The organism is Halodesulfovibrio oceani subsp. galateae (assembly GCF_055397225.1).
The window spans coordinates 104,862-123,515 of sequence record NZ_AP042453.1 but is presented as its reverse complement, the minus strand read 5'-3'; the positions used below and the strand labels follow the sequence as shown (position 1 = coordinate 123,515).

Below are 18,654 nucleotides of genomic sequence, written 5' to 3'. Positions count from 1 at the left end.
CCCCTTATTTCTAGAGACTTATAGCGAAACACTCTGCAAAAAAGAAAGATTGTGCGAACAAACAAAAAAAGCTATAGATTCACTGCATGATCAAACAATGGAAATACATCAATCCACTAATTCGTAAGACTAACACCCCATAAGTAAATGGGTACAAACATTGTTTTGCAGAAGCACTCCTTCACAGTAATCATACATTCTGCATACAAAGCCTTAGATTACAGCAAGTTATACAGGCAAGTGTCACTTTGCTCTTTTCGAAAGCAGACCAAAATACTCAGAAAAGAGCAAAATGGTCACTAAATTGTTTATTTGATTACCCATTCAGTTGTAAAGAAGTGTAAAAGAACTATGTCGCCAGTTAGATTTGTGTTTATGAAATATCTCACAATCACATCTATGGGCTCAATTTTCTTTTCCTTCTTCGAAGAAGGTAGTCACCAAACAAAAGAACTTACGAGCTGTCAGTTTCTTCAGGATACGATTTAGATTTGCAGGAGTGCCGACCAGCACAATCTGAAAAAGTGTCATACGTCCGACTGTTTCCTCCGCACATAAAGGGCAAAGTGCAGATGAACAGTTCGACATACAGGAAGTACTGCGCCGTGTTGCGACGGCGAACTGGATTCGGATTGAAAGAACAACAACGCAGAATGAACATAGCCGCGCTATGAACAGGGAAATGGGGTTTCCTCTGTGTTGTATTGGAAGGATACCGTGGATTCATCTGCCATAGGTGCGTCTGGGCAATCGGTATGGTCTTCTTTCATAAGGAGCAAGAATTGCATGTTACTTGAAGTTACCACTTCTCACTTCTCAGTCTACTTTGGGTGTTTGATTCTTCTGCTTGCTCAGTTTTGGGCATTTAAGCAGTCTAACAAATTAACAACCGTTCTCCTTTTTTCCAGTATTGCGGAAATCGGAGCTGTCCTTGCAGGGTTTGGGACAGGAACAATCTCCGGTAATGCAGGCGCTGCGTTACATCTTTTTTATCAGATCTCTATTAGAGCTCTGGCTATGTTTGCACTTTTCGGACTGGCAAAACAGTTCGGCTCACTCGATCTCACCAACCTGCGCGGCGCGTTTAAACGCTCTCCGCTTTTCGCAGGAACATTCGGGTTTGCCATGTTTTCCGCCATTGGATTTACTCCATTCAAAGGTGCAGTTAGCAAACTCGCGCTGACATACGGGCTTGTCAGTGCAGAAATGTACTTCCCTGCAATTATGCTGCTCGCGGGCAACTGTATTGCTTTGTGGTACACCATCAAAATTGTTCAAAGCATCTGTTTTGAAGCGCCTGAAAACGCAGACAGTAAACCAGCTACCTCAACCATTCTTGGTGGTATTACCATCCTGTTGGCTGCGGCAGTTGCGCTCTCTCACGTTTTTCCGGAACAGCTTATTCATGCAGTCCTAGCAACATTCGGCGCTGAGGCAACTATTCCTCAGTTCGAAGTGCATTGGCCGCTTGCAGCAGCTCTTCCATATGTCGGCGCTTTCCTGCTATTTATTCCGTCCAAATACATTCCAGCAGCGCTTAAGCGTTATGACTGGCGATTTGTACTGGCAACTACATTATCTGTAGCCGCACTTGTACTTACCGCTTCTGCTGATGTTCCGGCTCTCTCCAAGCTCTTTGCCTGCATTATGGCTGGCATCGGACTTGTTGTGACCGTGTACTCCGGTGGATACATTCATAAAGAAAACGCTACTCGCTACTGGTTCTTCCTGCTTCTCATGCAGGGTTCTCTCATCGGTCTCACCCTTACACAGCACCTCGGCGCTCTGTACGGTTTCTGGGAACTGATGACCTTTAGCTCTTATTTCCTCGTTATCCACGAAGAAACAACGGACGCGTTTAAAGCAGGCTTTAAATACTTCTTTATGTGTGCAGCAGGTGCATATGCACTGCTGTTCGGCATCTTCCTTATTCACAGTGCAACTGGCAGCTTTGAATTTGCTGCTATTGCTCAGGCAACAGGAAACATGAATCCTACCCTCGCTGGTATGGCTGCCTTACTCTGTTTCTTGGGTTTTGCTGTTAAGGCTGGTCTTGTACCATTCCACAGCTGGCTCCCTGCTGCCCACCCTGTGGCACCTTCCTCCATCTCCGGTCCGCTCTCCGGTATTCTTACCAAAACCGGCATCTACGGCATGCTCATGGTATGCTTTGCCCTTTTCGGAGCTGGATACTTCAATCAGGAAGGCGCGTTTGATGTCACAACACTGATCACCGTGCTTGGCGCAACAACCTTTTTGTTTGCAGAAGTCTTGGGACTTATGCAGAAAAACGTTAAGCGCATGCTCGCATATTCCACCATGGCGCAAGTCGGTGAAATTGCGATGGTGCTCAGCCTTGGCACATACCTTTCTCTTACTGGTTCCATGGCGCACGTTGTGAACCATGCAATCATGAAAAACCTGCTGTTCCTTGGCGTGGGTATGTTTATCCTCCGTTCAGGAACATACACCATCAGCAAGCTTAAAGGTCTGGGACGCGCAATGCCGCTTACCGGTCTTTGCATGTTTATCGGTATCATGGGAATTATCGGCCTTCCGCCTTTCGGTGGCTTCGTAAGTAAATTCTTCATGGTATACGCAGCAATTGAAGCAGGACAGCCTCTTTTAGCAGCTATGATCCTTGCAGGTGGTTTGATGGCGGTTGTGTACTACACTCGCCTTGCACGAATCCTCTTCTTTGAAAAATACGAAGGTGAGCCGGTTGCAGAAGCTCCGCTTACCTGTCTTATTCCAATGGGTGTCCTTGCAACAGCCAGTCTCTTGCTCGGCGTATTCCCTCAGCTGAACATTATTATTGTTGCTCCTGTTATGCAGTCCCTGCTTGCAGCCGGCAAAATAGCAGTTCAGCCTTTGCCTAACCTAGCCATCGGCTGGCCTCTCTACGTAGCAATTCCAATGGTCGGCGCAATTGTTCCATACATTATGCGCAAAAATCTGGAAAAAGCTGCATGGGGCACCGTAGGCGTTCTGGTTCTTGCATTTATCGGCCTTGGTTTCTCATGGGGTTCTCTGGACGCACTGAGCATCAGCTTCAGTCTCCTTATTATCCTCATGGCTATTCTCAACGTTGTATACTCTGCAAACTACATGGATCACAGCCACACACAGTGGCGTTTCTTCACCCTGTTCCTGCTGATGATCGGCGGACTGCTGGGTGTTGCAACCAGTTCCAACATTTTCACGTTCTTCCTCTTCTGGGAGATCATGTCCAGTTGGCCGTTGTACTCCATCATTATTCATGAAGAATCCAAGAGTGCTCTTAACGAAGGCTTTAAGTACTTCCTCTTCAACATTCTTGGCGCATCCTTCATGTTCTTTGGCGTTGCAATGCTCACAGCAAAATCCGGCGTGTTCGGATTCGGTGAACTTGCACAGGCGCTTAGCACCCTGCCTGGTTCCACAGGTATGTACGCAATGGCATTTATCGCTCTTGGCTTTGCCATGAAAGCGGCAATGCTTCCGCTGCGTATTGATATGTGGATGCACCCTGCAACCGCACCGACTCCGGTTTCCGGTTACATCTCCTCCGTACTGCTGAAGACTGGTCCTTTCGGACTTATGAAGCTCTTCTTCGTTATCGGGGGCGCAGGATTCTTTGCAGGCAAATCCGGCTACTGGGCGCAGCCAGCAATCATGTACACTCTTGCATGGGTTGCAGGCATCACCATCTTCTACGCTGCACTTAAAGCAGTCATGCAGACATCTATTAAACGTGTGCTGATTTACTCCACCGTTTCTCAGATGGCATACGTTCTGCTCGGTATCTGTATAGCTACCCCGTTGACCGTATCCGGTGGTTTGATGCACTTTGTTAACCACATGTTCTTTAAAAACCTCCTGTTCCTCGCAGCAGGCGCAATCATGTACCGCACCCATGCTGATACGCTCGACGAGCTTTCCGGCATCGGTAGAAAAATGCCGTTTACGCTTACCGTATTTGCCATTGCAGCATTCTCTGCTGTAGGTGTTCCGCCACTTAGCGGCTTCACCTCCAAGTGGATGCTCTACCACGGTCTTATGGATCAGGGCGAAGTGCTTCTTGCACTGCTCGCACTCTCCGGCTCCGTGTTAACTCTCGCGTACATGATCAAGTTCCTGCACTCTGCATTCTTCGGTCAGCTTAATGCAAGCCTCGAAGGTGTAACCGAGGTAGGCAAGCTTATGCGTATGCCAATGGGCATTCTCGCTGGCGCGTCCGTTTTCTTCGGCGTGTTCCCGGGTCTGCTTCTGGCACCAGTTAATTCCATCCTCGAATCTACCGGCTTTGCTCCGCTCGACATTAACCTCGGCGGTATCGCAACTGGTTCCGGTTCATGGGACGCAATTTCCTGCGCTCTAGTGATGGCAATTTCCTACGGTGTGGCTCGTTTGATCCTATCCTTCATGAACAAGTCCGAGCGCATCTGTCACACTCACGGTTGTGGTGTAACAGATATCAGTCCGGAAAAATCTCATGTTAGCGGCTCAAACTTCTACGAACCTGCACTGACCGTTCTGGAACAGTGGCTGAACCTTCCGGCCGAATTCCTTTCCGGTAGAAGGAAAAAATAGTCATGTTAGATATGCTTACACATAGCTTTCACTTACTCATATTCCCTGGCGGGCTGTTCGCTCTGCTTCTGGGACTTATTCTAAAAGGTTTTGACCGTAAGATCTGCGCGCGCCTCCAGCGCCGCGTGGGTCCTCCGATCCTTCAGCCTTTCTACGACATCATTAAGTTGAGTCAAAAAGAGACAATCATCCCTGATACCGCAAACAAAGCAATCTTCAAGTTTGCACCTGTATTCGGCTTCATGGGTATGATGGTAGCAGCAATGCTTATCCCTGTTCCAGGTGTATGGGACGGTGCTTCCGGTCTTGGCGATATGCTGATGCTTCTGTACTTGCTGCCGATTCCTGCGATTGCTTTCATGCTCGCAGGTTCCGCGTCCAGCTCTCCGTACGGTGCAATCGGTACTTCCCGTGAAATGGTACTCATGTTCGCGTATGAAATCCCTCTGCTTGTTGTGCTCCTCACAGTTGCACTCAAAGCAGGCGGCGCAGACGGTTCTGAGTTCTCCCTTGCACAGGTTGTGTCATACCAGCACGCAAACGGCTCCTTCGGCTTTAACCTGAGCATGATTCCAGCTTTCATCGCATTCCTCTGCTTCATTCCGGGCACAATGGGCGTAGTACCATTTGACCTTCCTGAAGCTGAGCCGGAACTGCTTGAAGGCCCGCTGCTTGAGTACTCTGGTCCGTTACTTGCCATGTTCAACCTCGCGAGCGCGCTCAAGTTGGTTGTTGTGATGGGTCTCGGCGTGACACTCTTCTTCCCGGGCACAATCCCTGGCGGCGCTCTGGCCAACCTTGCATGGTTCATTTTCAAATGCTTCATGCTCATGCTCGTGTCCGTAACCATTGTTCGCTCTGCGACCGGACGCCTGCGTACTGACCAGACTTTTAAGTTCTACCTCAAGTACCCGTCAGTGCTGGCATACGTGAGTCTTGGACTGACTCTTCTGCTCAAATAAGGAAAGCTGATATGTCTATTCTCGATGCAATTAAAAGCAAAGCTGTCCGTTCTCCGTGGCTGTACCGTATTAATGCGGGATCATGTAACGGTTGTGACGTTGAACTTGCTACTACAGCGCTTATTCCGCGCTACGACGTTGAACGCCTCGGCTGCAAATACTGCGGCAGTCCGAAGCATGCAGATATTGTTCTTATCACCGGCCCTGTTACCTCTATGGTTAGAGACAAGGTGCTGCGTGTATACGAAGAGATTCCAGATCCAAAGGTAACCGTTGCTGTGGGTGTCTGCCCAATTTCCGGCGGCGTGTTCCGCGGCAGCTACTCTGTACCTATTATGTTGGATGAGATTATTCCTGTTGATGTGAACGTAGCTGGTTGTCCTCCCCGCCCTCAGGCAATTCTTGAAGGCGTAGCGATGGCACTGGATATTTGGAAAACACGGATCTAAGGGGGTAATGGTGCTTAGTATCTTTAAAGTTCTTTGGAACAACCTGAGGCAAGGCCCTTCCACCGACCCGTTTCCGTTCGGTGAAACCTTCACCCCAGCCCGCCTTCGCGGCAAGGTCACTGTTGACCCTGATTCCTGTGTTGGCTGCGGTGTCTGTGCAACTGTTTGTGCAGGTAACGCAATCAAACATGTGGAACGTGAAGACGGCTCCGGTAAAGACTTTTACGTATGGCATAACACCTGCACTTTTTGCGGGCTGTGCCAGCATTACTGTCCGACTGACGCGATTAGCCTGACCAACGACTGGTCAACCGCGCATCGCAACGAAGACAAATACAAGATGAAAATACACGAGTTTATTGCATATGCTCGTTGTCCTGAGTGTGATCAGACCATGCCGAATATGCCGCATGCAATGCTTGACCACATCTACGGTACACCAACCGAAGAACTCGAAAACATCTACAGTCTTTGTCCTGAATGCAGACGACAGAAAGCCGCTCAACAGTTTGGAGCTCATATCCATGATTAATACAATGAAACAGCGAGTTATTAACCTCGTTGATACAATGCCAAAGGGTGCAGAACTTAGCTGGACTGCCGACCTTAAAGAGAACCAGTTCGCCTGGGTTACTCTTAACGAAGTTGAAGACCTTCCTCTGTTTGCAGAAAAAATTCTGCCTGAGGGGCGTCTTGTAACCATTTCCGCATGTAACGCTAAAGCAGAAGACAAAAAAGCCTTCCATGAAGTGTGCTACCACTTTGTCATGAAAGGTATGTCTGTCACTGTTACCGTGTTACCTACCGGTGTTGAGCCGACTGTGCCTTCCATTACTCAATGGCATAAGTCTGCTGACTGGACTGAACGCGAAATGGCGGAAAGCTACGGTATTACCGTACGCAACCACCCTAACCCGCGTCCTTTGTTCCTGCACGAGACTGTACAGTCCGAAGCAATGGAACGACTTGTTCCTCTTTCCACCATGACCAACAGTGCGTCCACCAACTCACTGTGGGAAAAAATTATGGGTGAGAAAGGAGAGGAGAGCTAGCATGTCTAAAACTTACACTATTCCGGTTGGTCCACTGCACGTTGCGCTCGAAGAGCCAATGTACTTTCAGGTAGACGTTAAAGGTGAAGTTGTTCAGTCCATCGAAATGTTCGCAGGACACGCTCACCGCGGTATGGAAAGCCTTGCGCTTGAAAGAAACTTTTTCCAGAACATCGTGCTCACAGAGCGCGTATGTTCACTCTGCTCCAACAACCACCCGCTGACATACTGCATGTCGCTTGAGAACATCGCACAAATTCAGGTTCCTGAACGCGGTCAGTACCTTCGCGTCATTGCAGACGAAGTAAAACGTATTGCTTCTCACATGTTCAACGTGGGTATCGGCCTGCACGTTATCGGTTTCAACACACTTTTCATGCATGCCATGGAAGTTCGTGAAACCATGCAGGATCTTAAAGAGTCCATCTGGGGCAACCGCATGGACATCTCCGCCAACACAATTGGTGGCGCCAAGTACGATCTTGATGACGAGCTTGTAGCGTACCTTCGCAAGACTCTTGAAGAATTGAAAAAACCTATTGAAGAGTTCAGACACATGTATGCAACTCATCCGCAGGTTAAAGCACGCACACAGGGCGTAGGTATCCTTCCTCCGGAAGCTGCCATTGAATACGGCCTTGGCGGTCCAGTAGCTCGTGGCTCCGGCATCGATAACGATGTTCGTAAAGAAAGCCCGTACGCTGCTTACGACATGCTTAACTTCAATGTTGTTCTTGGCGATGGCTGCGACGTTCGTTCCCGTGCCCTTGTACGCCTTGGTGAAATTTTCGAATCCATCAGCCTTATCGAACAGTGTCTCGATCAGATGCCTAAAGGGCCTATCTGCTGCGATCCACTTCCAGATATCCCTGCCGGGCAGGCTGTGGCTCGTTCCGAAGCACCACGTGGAGAACTTATCTACTACATGCGTACCAACGGCACCATGTACCCTGAACGCTTGAAATGGCGCGTACCGACCTATGTAAACTGGGAAGGTCTTCGCGTAATGCTGGATAAAGCGAAAGTTGCGGATATTGCGCTTATCGTAAACAGCATCGATCCTTGCCTCTCTTGTACAGAGCGCTAGCGATTGATTTTTAAGGGTATTCTGTTTGTTTGCCGCCTGTAGATGAAGGGGCAACAGCGGGGTTATGTAGAGTAAGAGGGAAAAATCTGATGCATGAATTAGCTATTACGCAAAGTATGATCACCATTGTCAACGAGACCGTTAAGGGTAAAGACGTGATCGTGCGCGAAATTCGCATAGAAATTGGTCAGCATACTTGCATAGAAAAACACACCCTAGAGGGTTGTTTTGAAGTCTGCACAGAAAACACGCCTCTTAAAGGTGTACAGCTGACATTCATTGACGTTCCGGCAAGCTGGAAATGCAGCGAGTGTCACTACACGTTTGAAAAACGCATCGGGGATACATGTCCACGATGTTCAAATATAAATCTCACAATGGTTACCGGCCGAGAATTACAAGTAAAAAGTCTCGAAGTGGAACCTGTTAATAAGGATGATTCTTATGGAAACTAAAGAGTACGCATTAGTTGTTGATGCTGAAAAATGCAAAGGCTGTAAAAAATGTGAAATCGCATGTGTAGAAGCACACACGAACCTCACCCGTAAGGAAATCATTAAGAACAAAGCTACTCACTTAAGCCGCATCAAAGTGTGCAAAATTGAGAAAGCTAAAGTTCCTGTACAGTGCCATCAGTGCCACAATGCACCATGTGCACGTGTTTGTCCTACGGCAGCGCTCGTTCGTGAACCTGGCATGGTTCGAGTTCGCCAGCAGCTCTGCGTTGGTTGTAAAATGTGTGTAATGGTTTGTCCGTTCGGCGCTATTAACGTTGCTCATAACGAACCAATCATCGGTGACGCTGTTCCAACATCCCGCAAGGTTGCTATTAAATGTGACCAGTGCTCCGAATGGCGCGCAAAGAATGGCGAAGAACTCACTGCATGTGCTAGCGCATGTAAGTTTGGCGCAATCAAGTTCGTGGAAATCCACGAATATCAGGCTCAGAAAGCTGAAGAAGCTGCACGCTGCTGCATCGCTGCTACCAGCGGAGAAGCTCAGCCTGTTAACTAGCAACTAGCTAGTACCGTAAATGTAAGAAAAGGGCGTACCCAATTGGGTACGCCCTTTTTTATACACAAATTTTTAATCCTACAGCATACGATTCAGCACTAACTAGCAGCCTTGCAACCATCCCCAAAACCACCTACGAATCGCCCCCTAATCGAGAGCAAGGACTACCAACACGTTCCCCTGTAACAACTTGGCAACTCATAATAAAAGTTTTGGATGGGGGTCTGGGGGAAACTTTTTTCAAAAAGTTTCAGCCCAGCCGTCGGAGACAAAAAAGCGTCGCAGACCTGCCAGAGGCAAACACAAAACCCGCTCAAAACAACCGCATGAACTGCAAGATATTAACTAGCTTTAACAGATCGGAATTCTGGCTGCTTTACGATAATCACTGATGCAGCTTCCTCTTTAAAAGAAGATTCACAGTTATCGCAGTCATCACACTTCATGCCGGCATTCTTGTCAGCGGTTGCGACAAAGGTTCCGTCCATTTTAGCGTGTAAAATTTCTATGGCTTTGCGTGCGACATCTGCTGTGAGGCGTGCGCAGCGTTCTGAACATTCTTTGGATTTAATTGGAAACCCTGATGCATATGCCCAGCGAGCTTTGGATGCAGTACATAATACTGACCCACTGATGCTGCTTGGAATGTCTACATCCAGCTTGCAGTTTGTTTTCGGACGATAGACTGGCAGCGCAGTTGTGTCGTGCCAGTGGAAGAGTTCGCGTACGAGTTCGTTATGCTCTTTCTTCTCGTAAAATAGACCGTAGGCGAACGCTGCACCGACGAGTGCACCGCAGGTAGATTTCCATCCACCTATGCCGGAGCGCCCTGCTTTCATAGCGTGAAACGGGAAGTCTTTGTATGGTGCTCCGTGCTTTTCAGCCATTTGCCCGATGATGCTATAGAACGCAGCGTAACAACAGCCGTATCCCCCGATACAACCATCATATGCCATGCGTTCTGCTTTTTCCGGATCAACAGGGTGCGGCTGCCATGCCGGACTATCTGGAAACGTGGTTTCCAGTGTAATCTTTGCCTTGCGGCCAACAATCGTAACGCCCCCTGTCGGTGCTACGACTTCCTGCATTGTATTCTCTGATGAAAGTGTCATCATCTCTCCTACCTAATTTTCGAGTGCTATCTTTGACACCAATTTGTGCCCGTCAAGAGCAGCCTAAGTCAAGCGCAACCCGTGAACTGTTTTCATTAGGCAAAAAAAAAGTGCCTTTCGGCACTTTTTACTTTCCGCAGCGTCTGCAGCCAGTACAAATGGTTCCACAACCAACTTCAGCGAATGTTGCGTCTACCAAAGCGTTCTCTAATTTTTTCCAAGCACTTTTAATGTATTTCATCTCGTTTCCCTCCGTTGAGAAAGTAACTATGCCTGACCGTCTTCGAAGTAAAATTCAAACTTTTTAGCTTTTCCATGAAAAAAATTCATGAAACCCTTTTTACTCTTGGTATCAAAGGATTAGAGCCAACTCCCCCTTCACGATCATCTTGAAACTTTCTTCAAAAAACCTTTTGCATACACAATTTTTCTCTGTACTTCTCATTTTCTACTTTAGTAGTTCTATACTTGGACACAAAAAAACCTGTAGAAACTGTTCTACAGGTGACAAGTATGCAATGTATGTTTGCAAGATGAGTAAGAGCAGAAAAAATATCAATAGTGAAACTTTTCACGTTCTCCAGATTTGCTGTTCAGACAAAATAAGAAAAGCGCCTCGTGGCGCTTTTTCTACTTTCTGCAACGGTTACAGCCAGTACAAACGGTACAACATCCAACTTCCGCAAAAGTCGCGTCTACCAAAGCATTCTCTAATCGTCTCCAGGCACTCTTAATGTATTTCATTTTCTTTTCCTCCGTTGAACTACAATTATGCCTCGTCAAACGGAAAGTAAAATTCAAAGAATTCATCCATTCCATAACTTTTTTTTATGATATTTTAAAACCCTTGGTATTAAAGGGCTTACAGCCATCAAAAAAAGCCTTTTTAGAAATAGTCATACTTTTTTTGACAAAAGTAATACTCACAATCGTCAACGTCCCCCCTCATGCAACAAAAAAATCCCACAGAATGATCTGTAGGAAACTTCATACGAGGGTACACACTTTGGCCAACTGTCATTGTCGAGTGAAGGAGATGGTTCCTTCTGCGAAAAACTTATACCCCATAAATGCAGAAAAGCGCCTTAAGGCGCTTTTTCTACTTTCTGCAGCGTTTGTTGCAGCAAGTACAATAGGTTCCGCAACCAACTTCAGCGAATGTTGCGTCTACCAAAGCATTTTCTAATTTCTTCCAAGCAGTCATAATGTATTTCATGTCGTTTCCCTCCGTTGATGAATATCTATGCTCGAGGGCTTTCAAAGTAAAATTCAAAGAATTCACCTTTTTCATGAATTTTTTTTATGTTTACCAAATACTGTTCTGTATCAACGAATTAGAGATAAAAATACTCTGAGAACTGGCATAATTTATGTGTATTCTTTTAAAAAAGAATCTTGCAAGAGCAAAACAGCTTCAACGGCACCCAGAAATTCCAAAAAAAAATCCCACAGATTGATCTGTAGGAAACTTCATACGAGGGTACACAATTTGGCCAACTGTCATTGTCGAGTGAAGGAGATGGTTCCTTCTGCGAAAAACTTATACCCCATAAACGCAGAAAAGCGCCTTAAGGCGCTTTTTCTACTTTCTGCAGCGTTTGTTGCAGCAAGTACAATAGGTTCCGCAACCAACTTCAGCGAATGTTGCGTCTACCAAAGCATTTTCTAATTTCTTCCAAGCAGTCATAATGTATTTCATGTCGTTTTCCTCCGTTGATGAATATCTATGCTTGAGGGCTTTCAAAGTAAAATTCAAAGAATTCACCTTTTTCATGAATTTTTTTTATGTTTACCGAATAGTGTTCTGTTTCAACATGTTAGAGACAAAAACATTCAATAAACTGGCATAACCTGTGTGTATTCCTTTAAAAAAGGAATCTTGCAAGAGCAAAACAACTTCAACGGCACCCAGAAATTCCAAAAAAAAAGCCCACAGAATGATCTGTAGGAAACTTCATATGAGGGCACACAATTTGGACAACTGCCGCTGACGAGTGAAGGAGATTGTTTCTTCTACGAAAAAACTTATACCCCATAAACGCAGAAAAGCGCCTTAAGGCGCTTTTTCTACTTTCTGCAGCGTTTGTTGCAGCAAGTACAATAGGTTCCGCAACCAACTTCAGCGAATGTTGCGTCTACCAAAGCATTTTCTAATTTCTTCCAAGCAGTCATAATGTATTTCATGTCGTTTCCCTCCGTTGATGAATATCTATGCTCGAGGGCTTCCGAAGTAAAATTCAAAGAATTCACCTTTTTCATGAAAAATTTTTATAGAATAATTTTATTCAATAAAAACAGCCCTGAGAACCATGAAAACAAACTCACTCTCCATTTTTAATGACAAAAAAAAGCTGCGCACATATTGCACAGCCTTTTAATACATTACATACGGGCTTGCCTAACGGCAATATGAAGCACCCGTCGAACGTCCTACGAAATATTAGCTATTCATCCACAGTACAATATGCTCATGGCTGTGGAGAGTGCTTGCGATAATAGCATTTCCTTCTTCACTTGGATGAATACCATCAGACAAATTATTCAAGTACGGTTCATGCTGTGACAGCTTCGTAAATATATCTACATACGAAATGTCATAATCTGCGCACATATCAAAATACGCAGCAGATAACTCACCAATACGAGCGCAATGCTCCAGATTCACAACAGGAAACGGGCTCACCATAACGATATTCTTTTTACCGTAGGTTTCTACTGCATCAACAAGGATGGTTCGTGCGTTTTCGACAGACTCTTCAATAGAAAGATTTTGCTGACCGGCAGGTGTAGCCATATCAACGACACCAAATGTGAACAAAAGACGAGGCTTACTTTCTGCAATAAGTCTGGCTTCAACTTCAGCCTTCCATCTCTTGGCGATAGCCAAACTGGAATGCTTTCGTGCCCCCATATTGTAAAAGGTAGCAGGAGGCACCGGAACGCCGGATACCAAGCTTAACTGACCAATCCACCCACGCAATGACGGATCGTTCACACCGAGAGTTAGGGAATCGCCAAAAAAGAAAAATGTTTTCATACTCTCTCCTGTTCCAATCCTACTTCGAAAAAATTAAAGTCGTGCTCACGTAACAGCCTATCAGCACGTATTACCATAGGCGTACAGAGAAGCTTTTCCCCTGTAGACTGCTATTATTGGAAAAAGCCAATAGTATGTATGCACCATATCCAGATGGTGGGCACGGCTATAACGCAGTGGGGACTATCCGATAGTGTACTTAACGCTATTCCCGATCAAATGTCTAGGTACTGGATTTCAATATCAATTTTTTTCTATCTTCTGTAGTCGCACTACATTTGTTTTATACAAAACATTGGGATTCACACCTTGATTCAAGAGTAACACAGTGGAACACGCCAGTGCTACTCAAGATGTAAAAAAACATCACCTGCAACTATATCTGTACTTTTTTTTGCATGCTTTCTGCGATGCAAATCCTACTCTATAAGAAGGTATTTAACTTTTAATAAGCATCGCACCTTAGCTTTAAAATAGGATTTAATTTTTTACGGAACATCATCAAATATTCTTGGAATTCAAATGGGTTCCTACATCGCTCCCCCCTTGACAGCGCACCACAAAATACTTACCAAATTCATCGGGATTACATCCCGCCAAATACTTTTTCAGGACACCAAAAATGACCGAACCAACAGAAGAACATATCAAACGTGTACGCAACTATGTTGCAAAATATTGCACAAAAACAGGGCTTACCACCCACTCCATGGCTGAAGTTACCGATGCGGTAGTAACTGGCCTTGCAAGCAACATTGAAACACTGGGTAAACCTCTCTGTCCGTGCCGTTTTTATCCGGACAAAACAGAAGAAATTAAATCCCGCACATGGCTGTGCCCATGTGAAGACATGAAAAAATACAAATACTGCCACTGTATGCTCTTCGTTAACGAAGACGGTATGCCAGTGACAGAACACCTTCCGGAAGGTCACGAAGGTCTTGCTACCTACGGTGTGACCAAAGACCCTGCACCGGAAAAATACAACGCGCCAAAATAAATTTTTCTTTTGTATGATTTCAAAAATCCTCGGTAGCCATTTAGCTGCCGAGGATTTTCATTTTAATCACATAAGTTCTTATCGCACGTGCCTTTTCAAGTTTCGTCCCCATTTTGAAACGAGTACAATATTCTAAAAATATTCATTAATTTTTTAGCGATTCAAATACCAAAAAAAAGAGGCTCCCATCACAACGATGGAAGCCTGCAAACCATATGATTAGCGGCAGACGATGCTGCCGTAAAATCTACGCTCCTTTTGCAACAAGGTTGCCCGCGTTGCAAGGAACTTTTACCTAAAACTTGCCGCATCCATATTAAGACGCGCTAAAATTTTCTGAAGTGCCACTCGGGACAAGCCGGAAACTCGTGCAGCTTCTGAAATATTGCCCGTGGTACTTTTGAGCAGGTCTGACACATACGCTTGTGTAAAATCATCAATAACCTTGTTCTTCGCATCCTTGTACTGTGTAATACCTGCGGCACCACTCTCAGTTGTAACAACAGCAGTCAGTGTTCCGTTATCAACAAGACGCACCACGCTCATATCTACGGAATCACCGGAACAGAAAACTGTCAGGCGGCGCACATAGTTCTGCAACTCACGCACGTTCCCCTGCCACTGCTTGGTAGAAAGATACGTGAGCACTTCCGGCGCGATACTTTTTTCAGGCAATCCCATTTCTTTACAGGACTGACGCAAGAAGTGATGTGTCAGCAACGGAATATCCGTCACACGATCACGCAAAGGCGGGATGGTAATGGTAAGAACGTTCAGGCGGTAATACAAATCTTCTCGAAATGCCTTGTCCTGAATCCGCTTTTCCAATTCCTGATTTGTTGAAGCAACCACGCGAACATTAACCTGCTCGTTAGAATTTGCCCCCACAGGACGCACTTCACCTTCCTGCAAAACACGAAGCAGCTTTGTTTGCACCTGAAAGGATATATCGCCGATTTCATCCAGATGCAGAGTTCCACCATCAGTTGTGGCAAAAAGCCCCTTATGATCCTTATCTGCGCCTGTAAAGGCACCCTTCACGTGACCAAAAAGCTCACTTTCAAGCAACTGCTCCGGAATAGCCGGACAATTCACGCTTAAAAAATTCTTCTCAATACGAGTACTCAACTGATGGATCATCCGTGCAACCATTTCTTTACCGGTGCCGGATTCACCACGAACAAGAACTGTGTAGTCTGAATGCGCTACAGCCTGAATAGAAAGCTTGAGCTGCTGCATGGCCTGCGATTCGCCGATAAGCTCACCGGAGGCGCTGAAAGAACGTACCTGTTCTTTCAACTGTCTGTTCTCATTCATGAGTGTCGCGCGTTCCTGACTTTTTGCCACAACCCTGAATAATTCAGCAGGCTCAACCGGCTTAGTCAAAAAGTCATACGCACCATGCTTCACAGCCTGAACAGCAGTTTCAATAGTTCCATGCGCAGTAAGCATCACCATTGAAAGATCAGGACGCTGCTCCAGTGCGAGCGGAAGCAGCTCCATACCGGTCATTCCCGGCATAAGCATATCTGTGAGCATAATATCTACGTGCGTAGAGTTCAGAGTCTCTAGAGCCGCTTCACCCGTATGAGCAAGCAGCACCTCAAGATCAGGAAATTTGCGTACAATAAGACGCTGTAACCCACGTGCGAAATCCTGCTCGTCATCAACGAGCAAAATGGTCTGTTTTACAATAGCTTGTTCCACGACTATTCCCCAAGGTTGCATGAAGTAGCAACCGGAAGCTGAACAACAAATTGTGCCCCGCCAAGATTTGTGCTTGAAGTAGCTTCAACCTTACCGCCAAGGTCAGTGACCATGCCATACACAATGGCTAGCCCTAATCCTGTACCGGAACCGGGTCCCTTTGTTGTAAAGAATGGATCAAAAATTCTATGCATGTTTTCCGGTGAAATACCTTCACCGTTATCTTCAATACTCATCACAACGACATCATCATTCAAAACGACACTCAAATGAATGTGTCCCTTGTTCTCTTCCACAGCATCAAGTGCGTTCAGCACGAGGTTTGAAAGAACCTGTTCCAACTCCTGCTCACCGATTGCGGCGAAAGCGTTCTCAGTTGAAACTGATGCAGTGAGTTCTACTTTCTTTGCGGCTGCCTGAACAGAAAAAACCTCTGTAATATTCTGTACAACAAACGCTGTATCCGAGGTGCCCTTATGGCTCACTTTCGGACGGGCAAAATCGAGCAAATCACGCAAAATACGCTGGGCATGTCGAGTATGACGAAGAATGATGTCGATATCCTGATTCTGCTGTGCACCATCTGCATCATCTTTCAGCAGCTCTGCGTAGCAAAGAATAACTCCCAGCGGGTTGTTAATCTCATGCGCAAGGCCTGCCGCAAGCTTACCGATAGTCGCCAGCTTTTCATGCTGCTGCATCTGGGCAAGCATACGCTTTTCACGCGTGGTCTCGCGCACATGTACAACAACACGATCAGGACGAGTGTTCCCCTGAATGACAGGGTAAATGCCCATTGCAAACGTACGACTGTCATCCACAACTACTTCATCTACAAACGGAACCTTGCGGGAAAGTGCAAGCTGCATAGAGCAGCCGTCCGTAGCATTGTAATCGGACAACATAGAAAGAATATTACCGCTGACATCACGACCAGCACTAAATTCTGCCGAAAGATTACACGCAGCCTGATTCGCCGTAAGGACGTTACAGGAAGCATCCATTAATACGAGAGGGTCTGTAATACCTTCAACAATAGTTTGCAGAGTCTGCATCTGACGCATCATGTTATCCAGCGCCACAAGGTTTTCCCCTGCTGCACCAAGCTGCCTGCCGAGAGCACGCATCAAGCCATGATCTTGTCGTGACACATATTGAGGATCATCCCAATACAGAATCAACACACCTTCTGCGTTGCCTGCACTGGATTCTACAGAAATAATGATACGGTTATCTTCAAACTTAATGCCGCTTTCAGTAATGACATGCAGCCAGTCTTCAGGAAGCTTTTGTGCTTCCGCACCACTAGGCCATGAGTAGCTATTATTTGAAGCAAAAGTACAAATATAGGTAACAGTTGTTGCGTAGAATCGATTGCCGATTTCCGGCATGGAAAGATTCAGTAACTCACCACGGGAACGACTCTTCTGCATGAGAGACAGCATGGTAATGAACAGCGCAACGTCAGCACGACGCTCCAATGCTTCATGCGTCAGTTCCTGTGTACGCTCATCAACCATTGCACGCAGGTTTTCTGCGTACTCCTTCAACTGAGCACGAGCAGAGAACAAGTGATTGTTTAATTCAAGCAGCCCTGATTCAAGCTCTTCAATCTCATCCTTCTCTGCCATACTGTCGAGTAATTCAGTGCCGCCAGTCTCTTCGAGATTCGTACGGAACACTGAGGAAATTCGTTTAATATTATCCACAACCAGCACTTTAAACAGCACGTTTGTAGTGGAGAAAAACACAATCGCGCCCACAACAAAGAAAGCAAAGTAGCCGATAATTGTCTTTTGCAACTGGCCAAGACTTGCCATGACATTAATGCCCACCAAGTCTACACCGCCGATGGAATCTACTTCTTTATTGAAGCCGCGTTCACCGTACTGCTGAACAACTTCCACTGGGGCGTCATTAATATCGCCATGGCAACGCATACAGCTTTCAACATAGGTCACCGGACGCGCCATCACATAATACCGCTGCCCTGCTATATCCTTATAGCCCTTCCAAAGCGCATCCTTTGGATGCTCACGGAAATATTCCACAAAGCCACGTTCCAGCGTGTTTGCTTCAAACTCCGGATTACGGGAATTAATAGCAACACGGCGGTACAAATAGCCCTCTTCCCCTTTAAAACGCTCCATGACACTACGAGAAATATACGAAGAGCTCATAGCCTCAATAATGAACGTACCGGGGATCATTTCATACATCTTAGGGCGCAGCACTTTTCGCACGTAGTTCTGCACAGCATCCACCTGTGTAAACGTCAGAGTCGCTTTAGCCTCAACTTCATCCTCCAATACTGTTCGCATATGGATATAGAAACCGATGGCAAATATTACCCCGAGAACAAGCGATGCCACAGCAAGTCCACTTAAGAACTGCTTTTGCAAAGAATATGGTTTACGAAAAAGCATACAGATGTGTGTCTCCAGACTATGACGCTGAAATTGAGCAGTACAGCGTCTTTTTATCCCGCATAGCAACGCATACAGGCATGTGCGAATGGGCACCGTAGCGCAGAATGTATAGGGCTACAACTCAATATAACGCCAATTTCTGCCCATTCCGCTAACCTGTTAAAAATACATAAAGACCCCGTAGAGTGTGCACTACGGGGTCTCAGACAAAAAATAAGCCAAGTAAAAAAACT

The 18,654-nt window shown here is 46.0% G+C and carries 13 protein-coding genes; 9 read left to right on the top strand and 4 right to left on the bottom strand.

The features are described from left to right. Window positions 1-786: 786 nt before the first annotated feature. The 8 genes from ACZ5V1_RS00505 to ACZ5V1_RS00470 all read left to right on the top strand — a co-directional run bounded on the left by ACZ5V1_RS00505 (window position 787) and on the right by ACZ5V1_RS00470 (window position 9,136). Window positions 787-4,572 carry a complex I subunit 5 family protein gene (locus ACZ5V1_RS00505; RefSeq protein WP_464390114.1) on the top strand — a complete coding sequence of 1,262 codons (3,786 nt, stop codon included), beginning with the start codon at window positions 787-789 and terminating at the stop codon, window positions 4,570-4,572. Window positions 4,573-4,574: 2 nt separating this feature from the next. Further along, a complete protein-coding gene (locus ACZ5V1_RS00500) occupies window positions 4,575-5,534 on the top strand; it encodes a respiratory chain complex I subunit 1 family protein (RefSeq protein WP_464385342.1) in 960 nt (319 codons plus the stop codon). Between the two features lie 11 nt (window positions 5,535-5,545). After that, window positions 5,546-5,983, top strand: coding sequence for an NADH-quinone oxidoreductase subunit B family protein (locus ACZ5V1_RS00495; RefSeq protein ID WP_464390113.1), 438 nt, complete (start codon window positions 5,546-5,548; stop codon window positions 5,981-5,983). Window positions 5,984-5,990: 7 nt separating this feature from the next. Next, window positions 5,991-6,515 (top strand): 4Fe-4S dicluster domain-containing protein, encoded by a 525-nt coding sequence (locus ACZ5V1_RS00490; RefSeq protein WP_464390112.1) that lies wholly within the window; start codon window positions 5,991-5,993, stop codon window positions 6,513-6,515. Continuing rightward, window positions 6,508-7,035 carry an NADH-quinone oxidoreductase subunit C gene (locus tag ACZ5V1_RS00485; RefSeq protein WP_464390111.1) on the top strand — a complete coding sequence of 176 codons (528 nt, stop codon included), beginning with the start codon at window positions 6,508-6,510 and terminating at the stop codon, window positions 7,033-7,035. The genes ACZ5V1_RS00490 and ACZ5V1_RS00485 overlap by 8 nt, the downstream gene beginning before the upstream one ends. A gap of 1 nt (window position 7,036) precedes the next feature. Further along, the gene (locus ACZ5V1_RS00480; protein WP_464390110.1) at window positions 7,037-8,122 is read left to right on the top strand and encodes a hydrogenase large subunit; all 1,086 of its coding nucleotides are present in this window, start codon (window positions 7,037-7,039) and stop codon (window positions 8,120-8,122) included. A gap of 89 nt (window positions 8,123-8,211) precedes the next feature. Beyond that, the gene (hypA, locus tag ACZ5V1_RS00475; protein WP_464390109.1) at window positions 8,212-8,577 is read left to right on the top strand and encodes a hydrogenase maturation nickel metallochaperone HypA; all 366 of its coding nucleotides are present in this window, start codon (window positions 8,212-8,214) and stop codon (window positions 8,575-8,577) included. Continuing rightward, on the top strand, window positions 8,567-9,136 hold the full coding sequence (locus ACZ5V1_RS00470; RefSeq protein ID WP_160715448.1) for a 4Fe-4S dicluster domain-containing protein: 570 nt from the start codon (window positions 8,567-8,569) through the stop codon (window positions 9,134-9,136). The genes hypA and ACZ5V1_RS00470 overlap by 11 nt, the downstream gene beginning before the upstream one ends. 341 nt (window positions 9,137-9,477) lie before the next feature. Here ACZ5V1_RS00470 and ACZ5V1_RS00465 read toward each other — a convergent pair whose 3' ends face one another. Both ACZ5V1_RS00465 and ACZ5V1_RS00460 read right to left on the bottom strand, forming a co-directional pair. Further along, window positions 9,478-10,248, bottom strand: a complete 771-nt coding sequence (locus ACZ5V1_RS00465; protein WP_464390108.1) for a C-GCAxxG-C-C family protein — start codon at window positions 10,246-10,248, stop codon at window positions 9,478-9,480. Between the two features lie 2,440 nt (window positions 10,249-12,688). Next, window positions 12,689-13,285, bottom strand: a complete 597-nt coding sequence (locus tag ACZ5V1_RS00460; protein WP_464390107.1) for a GDSL-type esterase/lipase family protein — start codon at window positions 13,283-13,285, stop codon at window positions 12,689-12,691. Window positions 13,286-13,907: 622 nt separating this feature from the next. Here ACZ5V1_RS00460 and ACZ5V1_RS00455 point away from each other — a divergent pair. Beyond that, a complete protein-coding gene (locus ACZ5V1_RS00455) occupies window positions 13,908-14,285 on the top strand; it encodes a ferredoxin-thioredoxin reductase catalytic domain-containing protein (RefSeq protein ID WP_464390106.1) in 378 nt (125 codons plus the stop codon). Window positions 14,286-14,576: 291 nt separating this feature from the next. Here the strand turns inward: ACZ5V1_RS00455 and ACZ5V1_RS00450 are convergent, their stop codons facing one another. Beyond that, window positions 14,577-15,992 carry a sigma-54-dependent transcriptional regulator gene (locus tag ACZ5V1_RS00450; RefSeq protein ID WP_464390105.1) on the bottom strand — a complete coding sequence of 472 codons (1,416 nt, stop codon included), beginning with the start codon at window positions 15,990-15,992 and terminating at the stop codon, window positions 14,577-14,579. A 2-nt stretch (window positions 15,993-15,994) separates the two neighbouring features. After that, a complete protein-coding gene (locus ACZ5V1_RS00445; RefSeq protein ID WP_464390104.1) occupies window positions 15,995-18,418 on the bottom strand; it encodes a c-type heme family protein in 2,424 nt (807 codons plus the stop codon). Between the last annotated feature and the right edge of the window lie 236 nt (window positions 18,419-18,654).